The organism is Vogesella sp. AC12, assembly GCF_024437575.1.
GTDB lineage: Bacteria > Pseudomonadota > Gammaproteobacteria > Burkholderiales > Chromobacteriaceae > Vogesella > Vogesella indigofera.
In genome coordinates this window covers 75665-88869 of the sequence record NZ_JANFNU010000006.1, presented here as the reverse complement: position 1 = coordinate 88869, position 13205 = coordinate 75665, and the positions used below count along the sequence as shown (strand labels likewise).

The window sequence follows — 13205 nt, the reverse complement described above, 5'->3', positions numbered from 1 at the left end:
GGTTCCTGGCTAGAAAATTTCGCGAAATACACAATTCATTATGTACTGTGCGAACTGTTCTGAATGGCGATTTATTTTACCAATAGATATATTGTATGCCGCAAAAGATACTGCCCGCTTGCGCGGGCAGTATTGAGCAGCATCAATTACTCTGCTTTGGCCTTGTTGGAGAGGCCCCAGACATAAGAGGTCAGCAGGTGAACCTTGCCGTCGCCGAGGAAGTCTTTCCAGGCCGGCATCTGGTTGTTGCGACCGTTGGTCACGGTTTCGATGATGGTCTTCTCGGTACCACCATACAGCCAGACGTTGTCGGTCAGGTTCGGAGCACCCAGTGCCTGGTTACCCTTGCCGTCGGCGCCGTGGCAGGCTGCGCACACCGCGGTAAAGGTTTCCTTGCCGCGGCTGGCGCGTTCGGCATCATGCTTCTTGCCGGACAGCGACATCGCATAGTTGGCCACATCCTTGACCTTTTCTTCGCCGAAGGCGGCGCCGAAGGCCGGCATCTGGCCGTGACGGCCACCATCCAGCGTGGTCTTGATGATTTCCGGGGTGCCGCCGTACAGCCAGTCGTTGTCGGTCAGGTTCGGGAAGCCCTTGGCGCCGCGTGCGTCAGAGCCGTGGCACTGGACGCAGTAGGTCTGGAACAGGCGCTTGCCCATCGCCTGCGCTTCCGGATCGGCCGCCACGGTTTTCACGTCCATTTTCATGAACTTGTCGTACAGCGGCTGGTACTTGGCTTCCGCCTGGGCTTTTTCTTCCTTGTACTGGCCAACGGAAGTCCAGCCACGGATGCCTTTCCAGGTACCCAGACCCGGGTACAGCACCAGGTAGACGGCGCCGAAGATCAGGGTGATGTAGAACATCAGCATCCACCAGCGCGGCAGCGGGTTGTTGTATTCCTCGAGGTCGTCATCCCAGACGTGCCCCATGGTTTTTACTTCTTCCCCTTTTTGTACCGTGGTCTTCGACTGGCTGAACAGCAAGTACGTCAAACCGACGATACCTACAATCACGATCACCGTGATGTAGATACTCCAGAAATCACTCACGAAATCACTCATTTCTTCGCTCCGTTAGCGGCGTCAATCCCGTGCTGCTCTTCCTCGTCGCCATTGAAGACAAGGTTGGCCGCATCGTCATAACGCCTCTGCGATTTTTTACCGAAGGCACCGATCAGGATCACGATAAACGTCACAAAACAGAATACCGTGAACAGGATGCGGGCCAGATTGGTCAAGTCCATGACTTAGCGCGCGTTCTTCAGCGCAAGACCAAGGCCTTGCATGTAGGCGATGATCGCGTCCATTTCGGACTTGCCTTCGACCATGGCCTGGGCTTCGGCAATTTCCTTGTCGCTGTACGGTACACCCACCTTGCGCAGCGCGGTCATCTTGGCGGCGACACCCTCGGCATCGGCCAGGTTGCGTGCCAGCCACGGGAATGCCGGCATGTTGGATTCCGGTACCACGTCACGCGGGTTGACCAGATGCACGCGATGCCATTCGTCGGAGTAGCGGCCACCAACGCGAGCCAGATCCGGACCGGTACGCTTGGAGCCCCACTGGAACGGATGGTCGTACACCGATTCGCCGGCGACCGAGTAGTGGCCGTAGCGTTCGGTTTCGGCACGGAACGGACGCACCATCTGCGAGTGGCAGCCGTAGCAGCCTTCGCGGATGTACAGGTCACGGCCGGTCAGCTGCAGAGCGTTGTACGGCTTGACGCCGGCGATCGGCTGGGTGGTCGACTTCTGGAACATCAGCGGCACGATCTCGACCAGTGCGGCGATGCTGATCACCAGCAGGGTCAGCACGATCAGGTAGGCGACGTTTTCTTCAATCAGTTTCTGGATTTTTTCCATGATGGTTCTTTCTGTCCCTTAGTGCGCGTGAGCGACAACGGCCGGGATCTTGGCATCAACCGGACGACCAGCGGCAACGGTACGGAAGGTGTTGTACGCCATGATCAGCATGCCGGACAGGAACAGCAGGCCACCCAGCAGACGGACGAAGTGGTACGGATAGGTTGCTTTTACCGCTTCCACGAAGGCGTAGGTCAGGGTGCCGTCCGCGTTCAGCGCACGCCACATCAGGCCTTGCATCACACCGGAGATCCACAGTGCGGCGATGTACAGCACCACGCCGACGGTGGCCAGCCAGAAGTGGGCTTCGATCAGCTTGGTGCTGTGCATGCCGTCACGGCCGAACAGGCGTGGCAGCAGGTAGTACAGCGAGCCGATGGAGATGAAGGCAACCCAGCCCAGGGCACCGGAGTGCACGTGGCCAACGGTCCAGTCGGTATAGTGGGACAGCGCGTTGACGGTCTTGATCGACATCATCGGGCCTTCGAAGGTGGACATGCCGTAGAACGACAGCGATACCACCAGGAACTTCAGTACCGGGTCGGTACGCAGTTTGTGCCACGCGCCGGACAGGGTCATGATGCCGTTGATCATGCCGCCCCAGCTTGGCGCGAACAGGATCAGCGAGAACGCCATACCCAGCGACTGGGTCCAGTCAGGCAGGGCGGTGTAGTGCAGGTGGTGAGGACCGGCCCACATGTAGGTGAAGATCAGTGCCCAGAAGTGCACCACCGACAGACGGTAGGAGTACACCGGACGGCCGGCCTGTTTCGGTACGAAGTAGTACATCATGCCGAGGAAGGCCGCGGTCAGGAAGAAGCCTACCGCATTGTGGCCGTACCACCATTGCACCATGGCATCGACTGCGCCGGCGTAAACGGAGTAGGACTTCCACATCGATACCGGGATCGCCAGGCTGTTCACCACGTGCAGCAGCGCCACGGCCAGGATGAAGGCACCGTAGAACCAGTTGGCCACGTAGATGTGCTTGACCTTGCGCACGGCGATGGTGCCGAAGAACACGATGGCGTAGGTGACCCATACCACGGTGATCAGCAGGTCGATCGGCCACTCCAGCTCGGCGTATTCCTTGCCGGCGGTCAGGCCCAGCGGCAGGGTGATGGCAGCCAGCACGATGACGGCCTGCCAGCCCCAGAAGGTGAAGGCAGCCAGTTTGTCCGACAGCAGACGGACGTTACAGGTGCGCTGTACCACGTAGTAGGACGTGGCGAACAGCGCGCAGCCGCCGAATGCGAAGATCACGGCGTTGGTGTGCAGCGGGCGCAGACGGCCGTAGTGGAACCAGGGCCCGAAATTGAGCTCCGGCCACACCAGCTGGGCCGCAATAATGACGCCAACCAGCATGCCGACAATGCCCCAGACTACGGTCATTATCGAGAACTGGCGCACCACCTTATAGTTATAAGTGGATTGCGTTTCCATTTAGGGTTTTCTCCAAGGTTGCGAACTAGAACGTAAAACCGTAGCGACTTGAAACCCCGGTGCGTAACCCCATATGAAAATGAAGTCGGGCAAGTCGCGGGGATGGCATAGGGCCGTGGATGGCATAAGACCGGGTGACCACATTGGTGGTGCACGGTATCGGTGTTATTCCAGTCGCTGTGAAAGCGCCCCGAATCCCCATTTATTCAATCAGGCATTCTAAATCAAATCGGGTGTCAGCGGCCAGACGACAGCGCCGGTGAACCCGGCTTTTTGCGCTGTCTGTCGCGGCGTGTCAGGCTGAAAAGCCCTTTTTGCCCACTGCGATTATATTGTCATTGCCTTTGCCCATTTTGATGAAGATCAAGCGGCCACCCTGCCTGCGCCAGACAGGACATGGTGCTAGAATCCCCCACTTTCCCTTCCAGTCCGGGGTTGTGTCATGAGCTTTGCCGTCCGCTATCGTCTCTGCCCGCTTGATCCGCAGGCGCACCTGTTTGAAGTCTCGCAGACCATTCGCCAGCCCGCCGCCACAGGACAAGTGCTGCGGCTGCCGGCGTGGATTCCCGGCAGCTACATGATTCGCGAGTTCGCCCGCCACATCGTGGCCATCCGCGCCGAGAGCGGCGGCAAGGCGGTGGCGCTGCAGAAACTGGACAAACACAGCTGGCAGGCGGCGCCGGTGACGGGCGCACTGACGCTGCACTACACCGTGTATGCCTTCGACCTGTCCGTGCGCGGCGCCTACCTGGACCAGCAGCGCGGCTTCTACAACGGCACCAGCGTGTTCCTGCAGGCCGACGGCTTCGAGCACGAGCCGTGCGAAGTGGAACTGCTGCCGCCTCCGGACAAGGCGCTGGCCAAGTGGCAGGTGGCCACCAGCCTGCCGGCGCTCGACGTCAAGAAATCCGGTTTCGGCCGCTACCAGGCGGCCAGCTACGACGAACTGATCGACCATCCGGTGGAACTGGGCGAGTTCGAGCGCATCCGCTTCAAGGCCTGCGGCGTGCCGCACGAGTTCATCGTCTCCGGCCAGTACCGGGCTGACCTGAAAAGGTTGGCCGCAGACACCAAGCGCATCTGCGAGTGGCAGATCCGCTTTTTTGGCGAGCCGGCGCCGTTCGAGCGCTACGTGTTCATGCTGTTCGTCGGCGGCGACATCTACGGCGGGCTGGAGCATCGCGCCTCCACCGCGCTGGTGGCCAGCCGAGACGACCTGCCGGCGCCGGGCCTGGCTGACGGCGAGATCGGCGACGGCTACCTCAAGCTGCTGGGCCTGATCAGCCACGAGTACTTCCACAGCTGGAACGTGAAGCGCATGAAGCCGGCGGTGTTCACCCCCTACGACCTGAACCGCGAAGGCCACACCACGCTGTTGTGGGCGTTCGAGGGCATCACCTCCTACTACGACGACCTCGCGCTGCTACGCTGCGGCCTGATCGACGAAAAGCGCTATCTCGGCCTGTTGGCCAAGACCATTACCGGCGTCGCGCGCGGCAATGGCCGCACCAGGCAGACGCTGGCCGACTCCAGCTTCGACGCGTGGACCAAGTACTACCGCCAGGACGAGAACAGCCCCAACAGCATCGTCAGCTACTACACCAAGGGTGCGCTGGCGGCGCTGGCGCTGGACCTGCACATCCGCCGTGAAACCGGCGGCGCCAAGAGCCTGGACACGGTGATGCTGGCGCTATGGCAGAAGTGGCTGGCCGATGGCCAGGGCCTGGCGGAAGACGAGTGGGAGCGCGTGGCCGAAGAGGTGACTGGCCTCAAGCTCGGCAAGTTCTTCGACATGGCGATCCGTTCCACCGCCGATTTGCCGCTGGCGGAACTCCTCGCCACGCAGGGGGTTCAGATGCAGATGGTGCCTGCCGACGCCCCGGCCGACAGCGGCAGCGTGGTCGACGAATTCCGTGCCGCGCCACTGCGGCCAACCCTGGGCGTGAAGAGCGCGCCCGACGCCCTCGGCGTGCGCCTCGTCAGCGTGCTGGACGGCGGCGCGGCGCAGGCGGCCGGGCTGGCCGGCGGCGACGTGATCATCGCCGTCAACGGGCTGAAGGTCAGCGACCTGGACAAGGCGATCAGCCGCTGCCGCATCGGCGACACGGTGAAGATCCACGCCTTCCGCCGCGACGAACTGAACACTTACAAGGTAACGCTGGCCGCCACCGCCGCCGATACCTGCCGCCTGCGCCTGGAGGACAACGGCGCCGGCTGGCCGACGCATTAACCGGGGACGCTTTCGCGTAGACAACAAGGAGGGCGGGCAGTGCGCTGACCCGCCCCGTACCCTACACAGGAAACATGGCATGAGCCAACAAGCCCAAATCAAGTACCGGCAAGACTATCAAGTGCCGTCCTATCTGGTGGACAAGGTCGACCTGACCTTCGACATCCTCGACGACAATCTGGTGCGCGTGCGTTCGCGCCTGATCATGCACCGCAATCCGGCGGCCACCGCGGCCAACGTGCTGCAGCTGGACGGCTCGGCCACGCTGCTGTCGCTGCAGCTGGACGGCGAAGTGCTGGCCGCCGACGCCTACAGCCTGCGCGAGGACGGCCTTTGCATCGCCAACGTGCCGGACAGCTTCATTCTGGATGTGGAAACCGAGATCGATCCGGTAGCCAACAGCAGCCTGATGGGGCTGTACGCCTCCGGCGGCAGCAACCTGTATACCCAGTGCGAGCCGGAAGGCTTCCGCAAGATCACCTTCTATCCCGACCGTCCGGACGTGATGGCCAAGTTCACCACCACCATCATCGCCGACAAGCAGAAGTACCCGGTACTGCTGTCCAACGGCAACAAGGTGGGCGAGGGCATGGCCGACAAGAAGCGGCACTGGGTGAAGTGGGTCGACCCGTACCGCAAGCCGTCCTACCTGTTCGCACTGGTGGCCGGCCGGCTGTCGGCGCTGAAGGACAGCTACATCACCGCCAGCGGCCGTCGCGTGGCGCTGGAAATCTGGACCGTGCCGGCCGACCAGGACAAGGTGGCGTTCGCGATGGGCGCGGTGAAGCGTTCGATGCAGTGGGACGAGCAGCGCTTCGGCCTGGAGTACGACCTTGACATCTACATGATCGTCGCCGTCGGCGACTTCAACATGGGCGCGATGGAGAACAAGGGCCTCAACATCTTCAATACCTCGGCGGTGCTGGCGCGGCAGGATACCGCTACCGACGCCGACTTCGAGCGCGTGGAAGCGATCATCGGCCACGAGTACTTCCACAACTGGACCGGCAACCGCGTCACCTGCCGCGACTGGTTCCAGCTGTCGCTGAAGGAAGGCCTGACCGTGTTCCGCGACCAGGAGTTCAGTTCCGACCTGCACAGCCGCGCGGTGCAGCGCATCCAGGACGTGAAAAACCTGCGCCAGCTGCAGTTCCCGGAAGACGCCGGCCCGACCGCGCACCCGATCCGCCCGGACAGCTACATCGAGATGAACAACTTCTACACCATGACGGTGTACGAAAAGGGCGCCGAAGTGGTGCGCATGTACCATACCCTGCTCGGCGAAGCCGGCTTCCAGAAGGGCATGCAACTGTATTTCAAGCGCCACGACGGCCAGGCGGTGACCTGCGACGACTTCCGCGCCGCGATGGCCGACGCCAACGGGGTAGACCTCACGCAGTTCGCGCTGTGGTACAGCCAGGCCGGCACGCCGCAGCTGACGGTGCGCGGCGACTACGATCCGGTCGCGCTCAGCTACACCCTGCATCTGGTGCAGCACTGCCCGGCGACGCCGGGGCAGGGCGACAAGCAGCCGTTCCACATTCCGCTGGCGCTGGGCCTGGTTGGCCGCGACGGCCAGGACCTGCCGCTGCAACTGGAGGGCGAGGCCGAGGCCGGCGCCACCACCCGCGTGCTGGACGTGCGTGCCGCCGAGCAAAGCTTCACCTTCGTCAACGTTAGCCAGCAGCCGGTACCGTCGCTGCTGCGCGGTTTCTCGGCGCCGGTGAAGCTGGTGTTCGACTGGCGCGACGACGAACTGGCCTTCCTGATGGCCAACGACAGCGACCCGTTCGCGCGCTGGGAGGCCGGCCAGGCCTACGCCGAGCGCCTGTTCAAGCAGCTGATCGCCGATCACGCCGCCGGCCGCCCGTTGCAGCTGGCCGAGGGCTTTGTCGAGGCGTTGCGCGCGGTGTTGCGCGACCACGAGGCCGATGCCGCGTTCAAGGCGCTGATGCTGACGCTGCCGTCGGAAGCCGAGATCCTGGAAATGGTCGACGCCGCCGATCCGGCGCGTATCCACGCGGTGCGCGAATTCGTGCTGGCGGCGCTGGCGCAGGCACTGCGCGGTGAATGGCACGAGGCCTTCGACATCAACCAGTGTGCCGACTACCAGCCGGACGATGCCGGCCGCCGTGCGCTGAAGAACCTGGCGCTGGCGATGCTGACGCGCCTCAGTGACGCCTGGCCGGAGGAAGCGGCCGAGCAGCAGTGCATGAACGCCGACAACATGACCGACCAGATGGGCGCGCTGCTGGCGCTGCGCGACCGCGACGGCGATGTCCGCACCGACTGCTATCTCGCCTTTGCCGAGCGCTGGCAGGACAACGCGCTGGTGATGGACAAGTACTTCAGCCTGCTGGCCAGCAGCCAGCTGCCGTGCACGCTGGACCACGTCCGGAACGCGATGACGCACCCGGCGTTCACCCTCAAGAACCCGAACAAGGCGCGCGCGCTGCTGGGCAGCTTCGGCCGCAACATGCTGCATTTCCATACCGCCGACGGTTCCGGCTACCGCTTTCTGGCCGAGCAGATCATGCTGCTGGACGACATCAACCCGCAGGTGGCCAGCCGGCTGGTGGCGGCCTTCAACCGCCGCCGCAAGCTGGAGCCGCAACGCCAGCAGCAGATGACCGCCGCCCTGCAGCAGATCCTGGCCAAACCGGGGCTGTCGAACGATGTGTTCGAGATTGTGTCGAAAAACCTTTCGGCATAAAGCGTACCATGCTGTACTGACGCGGGCCGGATGCTTCCGGCCCGTTTTTGTTTCCTGTTTCCTTGCGGCCAACCTTATCCATCATGTCTGCTGTTTCTGACCGTACTTCCAGTGTGTTGATGCTGCTGGCGCTGTGGTTCGCCTGGGGTGCCAACTGGGTGGTCACCAAGCTCGGGCTGGCCTACGCCAGCGCCTTCCAGCTCGGCCTCGGCCGTACCGTGCTCGCCATCGCCACGCTGGCGCTGATCATGCGCGCCACCGGTCGCCGCTTCACGCCGACGCCGATGCGGCCAACCTTCTGGCTGGGGCTGACGCAGACCGCCGGCTTCGTGGTGTTCACCAATCTGGCGCTGGTGGCCGGCGGTGCCGGCAAGGTGTCGGTGCTGTGCTACACCATGCCGTTCTGGACGCTGCTGCTGGCGCGGCTGTTCCTGCACGAAAAGCTGGCGCCGCTGCAGTGGCTGGGCGTGGCGCTGGCGCTGGTCGGGCTGCTGGCGATCCTCGAGCCGTGGGATCTCGGCGGCAACTGGCTGTCGGACGCGCTGGCGATCACCGGCGGCCTGGTGTGGGCCAGCTCGGCGATCATCGCCAAGAAGCTGCGCGCGCAGCACCAGGTCGATACCCTGGCGCTGACTTTCTGGCAGATGGTGTGGGGCACGCTGGTGCTGGCGCTGCTGTTGCCGCTGTTCCCCGGGCGCGACATCCAGTGGGGCTGGCCGCTGCTGGGCGTGCTGCTGTTCTCCGGCGTGCTCGCTGGCGGCCTGGGCTGGCTGGTGTGGATGCTGCTGCTCTCAAGGCTGTCGGCCGGCATGGCCGGCATGAGCATCCTGGCGATACCGGCGGTGGCGGTGCTGATGGCATGGCTGCTACTGGCCGAGGTGCCCAGCCACGCCGAGGCGCTCGGCATGCTGCTGATCGCCGCTGCGCTGATCCTGATCTCGTTGTACGCGCTAAGGCGCGAGTGGCGGCGCTAGCCTAACGCCGCTCCGGCAGCGGCAGGCGCGTGGTGTGCTTGATCGGCTCCAGCGCCACCGTCGATTTCACGCTGCGCACCAGCGGCAGCGTCATCAGCTTGTTCATCACGAAACGCGACAGCGACGGCAGGTCCGGCACCACGATGCGCAGCCAGTAGTCGGCCTCGCCGGCCACCGCGTAACATTCCAGCACTTCCGGCAGGTCGGTGATGGCGGCGGCGAATTCGCGGATGGACGCCTCGCCGTGACGTTCTAGACTGACATTAGCGAAGGCCGTTACCGACAGGTCGAGCAGGTCGGGACGCAGCGCCAGATGGTAGCCCTGGATCACGCCGCACTCTTCCAGCCGCTGGATGCGGCGGCCGATCTGCGACGGCGACAGCGCGATGTCCTGCGCCAGCTTCTGGTGGGTGGCGCGCGCGTCTTTTTGCAGCGCCTCCAGAATCTGGTAATCGAAACGGTCGAAGTCGATATTGCGCATTTTGTGCATATTCCGGTTTTTGGTGCGGGAAGTATGCAAATAAACCGTGCCGATGGCAAATGTTGCGGCCAAGCCGCAGCTTAGCGCGCCTACACTGCTGGCTCTGGCCTTGCTGCCGCCTACACAAGAAGATCGATGATGGAGACAACCTCGTTTACCGTGCCGGACATCACCGTCCGCAAGAATGTCGGCCTCGACCACGCCGCCGACTTCACCCTGCCGCAACCGCTGGAGCGCTACAGCGCCGAAGACCACCAGACCTGGGCCACGCTGTACCGCCGCCAGTGCGAGATGCTGCCCGGCCGTGTCTGTGACGAATTCCTCGCCGGGCTGGAGGCGCTGGCCATCGATGCCGACCGGGTGCCGGACTTCGCGCGGCTGAACCTGAAACTGGCGGCCGCCACCGGCTGGCAGATCGTGGCGGTGCCGGGGCTGATTCCCGACGAGGTGTTCTTCGAGCATCTGGCCAACCGCCGCTTCCCGGTGACCTGGTGGCTGCGCGAGCCGCAGCAGCTGGACTACCTGCAGGAGCCGGACGTGTTCCACGACCTGTTCGGCCACGTGCCGCTGCTGATGAACCCGGTGTTTGCCGACTACCTGCAGGCCTACGGCCTCGGCGGCATGAAGGCGAAAGACCTCGGCGCGCTGCCGCTCTTGGCGCGGCTGTACTGGTACACGGTGGAATTCGGCCTGATCGACACGCCGCAGGGGCTGCGCATCTACGGTGCCGGCATCGTGTCCAGCAAGTCGGAATCGGTGTACAGCCTGGACAGCGACAGCCCGAACCGCATCGGCTTCGACCTGCTGCGCATCATGAACACGCGCTACCGCATCGACACCTTCCAGAAGACTTACTTCGTCATCGACAGCTTCCAGCAGCTGTTCGACGCCACCGCGCCCGATTTCACCGCCTACTACCGGCAGCTGCACGGGGTGGCGGCGCACGCTGCCGGCGACGTGTTGCCGCAGGACCGCGTGTTCCAGCGCGGCTCGCGCGCCGGCTGGGCCGAGACCGACGATATCTGAGCAAGGTTGGCCGCAACGTAGTGCACAAAAAAGCCACGACCGAGGTCGTGGCTTTTTTCATGCGTCGCCGAGCTCAGCGGATGTTGACCACCTTGTGCGTCTGCACCGACAGCCGCCACGCCGGGTGCGCCATGCACCAGGCGATGGCTTCCTGCGTGTTCTGCCTCTGCAGCGGGCTGTCCATCGGCTGCAGGTAGTAGTGCTCGAACTGCAGGTCGTCCGGCAGTTCCGACGGCAGCAGCGTCGGCTGCGGGAACACCAGTTTCAGCTCGTGGCCACTTTTCTGCACCCAGTCGGCGCCGGCCTTGGGGCTGACGCAGATCCAGTCGATGCCGGCCGGTGCCGGCAGGCTGCCGTTGGTTTCCACGGCGACTTCGAAGCCCTGCGCGTGCATGGCGGCGACCAGCGCGTCATCCAGCTGCAGCAGCGGTTCGCCACCGGTGAACACCACATAAGGTTGGCCGCCGGTGCCGCGCCATTCGGCGGCGATGCGCGCGGCCAGCGCGGCGGCGCCGGCAAACTTGCCGCCGTCGTCACCGGTGCCGACAAAGTCGGTATCGCAGAACTGGCAGATCGCCTTGCTGCGGTCTTCCTCGCGGCCGGACCACAGGTTGCAGCCGGAGAAGCGGCAGAACACCGCGGCGCGGCCGGCCTGGCGGCCTTCGCCCTGCAGCGTGTAGAAGATTTCCTTGACGGTATAGATGGTCATTGTCGCCTCCTTACAGCAGCGGCCACTGCATGTCGCCGCGGAAGGTCAGCGACACGCCGCGTTGCGGGGTTTCCATCAGGTCGATGCGGGCCAGCTCCGGCACCAGCGGCTTCAGCTCGCCGTGCACCCACTCCGCCACGCTGGCGGCGTCGGCGGCACGGATGCCGGGCAGCTTGTCCAGCGGGTTGTGGTCCAGCTGGCGGTAGACCGGCTTGAAGCGGTCCTTGACGTCGCCAAAGTCCAGCACCCAGCCCATCACCCGGTCGACGCTGCCCTGCAGCAGCAGGCGGATCAGGTAGCTGTGGCCGGTGTAGTTGCCGGCGGCGTCGAACGGCACCGCGCTCTCGAAGTGCTGTTCCTTCCAGATGCGGTAGGTCTGGCCGTCGAACTGGCTGCCGGCGGTGTGCGTCTCGCGCACTTCCACCCACGCGAGGCCGGCAAGGTTGGCCGCAAGTTCGCGATACAGCCATGCCGCCATCACCTCACTGGTCGGGTTGTCGAGGCCGGCGATGTCGTTCAGGTATTTGTGGTTCAGCCGCGCGAACAGCGGCGGCCACGCCTTGAGCAGGATGTCGTTGAGGCTGCTGCGGCTGGCATCGGCGACGATGCGCACGCCGAAACCGTGGCCGTGCAGGCGGCCGCACTTGTGGCCGGGCGCCACGTGCGGCAGCTGGTGCGCGGCCTCGAAGCGGGTATCGACATAGACGTACTCGCTGCCGTCTTCCGCCAGCAGCACGCCGCGATCGGCGGCGCTGGCCAGCTGCAGGCTGACCGCTTGGCCACACTGCGACGCGAGATAACGTGCGATCGACAAGTCGCTGCCGTCGGCCAGCGTGGCGTTAACGTGGGCGTAATGGAACGGCGCCACCGCGGCGGCCAGATCGGCATGCAGTACTGCCTCGCTACCGGGGTGAGCATCGGCGCGCGCCAGCACACGGAAGCTGTGACCGTGCTCGCCGATGCCGGCGAGGTTGCGTGCCGCTTCGAAGCTGGCACCGGCCAGGATATGGCTGCTGTTCATGTCAGTGTCCCCCGCAGCGCACGACGAGCGGATCGGCGACACCGGCCTCAAGAAAGCCCTTGGCGCGCAGCTCGCAGGCGGCACAGTGGCCGCAGGGCGGCACGGCGCCGTTGTAGCAGGTGTGGCTCCACGCCATCGCGTCCATGGCGCCGACCTCTTGCGCCAGCTGCACCGTTTCCGCCTTGCTCATGAACATCAGCGGCGTGTGCAGGGTGACGCGGCTGTCCATGCCCAGGCGCAGCGCCAGCTCCAGTGCCTTCAGCGTGTTCTCGCGGCAGTCCGGGTAGCCGGAGTAGTCGGTCTGCGCCACGCCGGTGACCACGTGCTCGATGCCGCGGCCATAGGCAAAGGCGGCGGCAAAGCTGAGGAAGATCAGGTTGCGGCCGGGCACGAAGGTGTTGGGGATGGTGCTGTCGCCGTCGTCGCGCGCGCCTTGTTCCGGCGCGATGCTGTCGTCGGTCAGCGCGTTGCCGCCGATGGCGGCAAAGGTGTCGATCGGCAGCAGCGTCTGGCGCACGCCGGCCAGCTCGGCCACCTTGCGCGCGGCGTCCAGCTCGATGCGGTGGCGCTGGCCGTAGTCGAAGGTCACGGCCTCAACGTTGGCCGCGCCGAATTCGCGCAGCGCCCAAAACAGGCAGGTAGTGGAGTCCTGGCCGCCCGAAAGGACGACCAGGGCTTTGGATGTCTTGTTCATGATTCCGTCGAGAAACAGTCGAGGTGAGTAGGATGGCACACACGGGATCGGTC

12 protein-coding genes are annotated in these 13205 nt (G+C 64.2%); 4 read left to right on the top strand and 8 right to left on the bottom strand.

The window, feature by feature from the left end:
* Positions 1–146 precede the first annotated feature (146 nt).
* From ccoP to ccoN, 4 genes are read right to left on the bottom strand one after another with little or no spacing between them, the layout of a single operon-like run.
* The gene (gene ccoP / locus NOM55_RS11145) at positions 147–1061 is read right to left on the bottom strand and encodes a cytochrome-c oxidase, cbb3-type subunit III (RefSeq protein ID WP_255908626.1); all 915 of its coding nucleotides are present in this window, start codon (positions 1059–1061) and stop codon (positions 147–149) included.
* The gene (locus tag NOM55_RS11140) at positions 1058–1243 is read right to left on the bottom strand and encodes a cbb3-type cytochrome c oxidase subunit 3 (RefSeq protein WP_047966162.1); all 186 of its coding nucleotides are present in this window, start codon (positions 1241–1243) and stop codon (positions 1058–1060) included. The genes ccoP and NOM55_RS11140 overlap by 4 nt, the downstream gene beginning before the upstream one ends.
* 3 nt (positions 1244–1246) lie before the next feature.
* Positions 1247–1861, bottom strand: coding sequence for a cytochrome-c oxidase, cbb3-type subunit II (gene ccoO, locus NOM55_RS11135; RefSeq protein ID WP_047966161.1), 615 nt, complete (start codon positions 1859–1861; stop codon positions 1247–1249).
* A gap of 18 nt (positions 1862–1879) precedes the next feature.
* Entirely contained in the window at positions 1880–3304 is a 1425-nt protein-coding gene (gene ccoN, locus NOM55_RS11130) for a cytochrome-c oxidase, cbb3-type subunit I (protein ID WP_047966160.1), read from the bottom strand.
* A gap of 442 nt (positions 3305–3746) precedes the next feature.
* On the opposite strand from ccoN, the gene NOM55_RS11125 reads away from it, so the two are divergent.
* From NOM55_RS11125 to NOM55_RS11115, 3 genes are all read left to right on the top strand, one after another.
* Entirely contained in the window at positions 3747–5534 is a 1788-nt protein-coding gene (locus NOM55_RS11125; protein WP_255908625.1) for a M61 family metallopeptidase, read from the top strand.
* A gap of 79 nt (positions 5535–5613) precedes the next feature.
* On the top strand, positions 5614–8247 hold the full coding sequence (gene pepN, locus NOM55_RS11120) for an aminopeptidase N (protein ID WP_255908624.1): 2634 nt from the start codon (positions 5614–5616) through the stop codon (positions 8245–8247).
* An 83-nt stretch (positions 8248–8330) separates the two neighbouring features.
* Positions 8331–9221 carry a DMT family transporter gene (locus NOM55_RS11115; protein ID WP_255908623.1) on the top strand — a complete coding sequence of 297 codons (891 nt, stop codon included), beginning with the start codon at positions 8331–8333 and terminating at the stop codon, positions 9219–9221.
* A gap of 1 nt (position 9222) precedes the next feature.
* Here the strand turns inward: NOM55_RS11115 and NOM55_RS11110 are convergent, their stop codons facing one another.
* Positions 9223–9702, bottom strand: a complete 480-nt coding sequence (locus NOM55_RS11110) for an Lrp/AsnC family transcriptional regulator (RefSeq protein WP_238377257.1) — start codon at positions 9700–9702, stop codon at positions 9223–9225.
* 135 nt (positions 9703–9837) lie between these two features.
* On the opposite strand from NOM55_RS11110, the gene phhA reads away from it, so the two are divergent.
* Complete coding sequence (gene phhA, locus NOM55_RS11105; protein ID WP_255908622.1) at positions 9838–10728, top strand: phenylalanine 4-monooxygenase; 891 nt, start codon at positions 9838–9840, stop codon at positions 10726–10728.
* A 73-nt stretch (positions 10729–10801) separates the two neighbouring features.
* On the opposite strand, the gene queE is transcribed toward phhA, so the two are convergent.
* The 3 genes from queE to queC are packed head-to-tail and all read right to left on the bottom strand — an operon-like array spanning position 10802 to position 13152.
* Entirely contained in the window at positions 10802–11437 is a 636-nt protein-coding gene (gene queE, locus NOM55_RS11100; RefSeq protein ID WP_255908621.1) for a 7-carboxy-7-deazaguanine synthase, read from the bottom strand.
* A 10-nt stretch (positions 11438–11447) separates the two neighbouring features.
* Positions 11448–12458, bottom strand: a complete 1011-nt coding sequence (locus NOM55_RS11095; RefSeq protein WP_255908620.1) for a 6-carboxytetrahydropterin synthase — start codon at positions 12456–12458, stop codon at positions 11448–11450.
* A 1-nt stretch (position 12459) separates the two neighbouring features.
* Positions 12460–13152: a 7-cyano-7-deazaguanine synthase QueC gene (gene queC, locus NOM55_RS11090; protein WP_255908619.1), complete on the bottom strand. Its 693-nt coding sequence runs from the start codon at positions 13150–13152 to the stop codon at positions 12460–12462.
* Positions 13153–13205 lie beyond the last annotated feature (53 nt).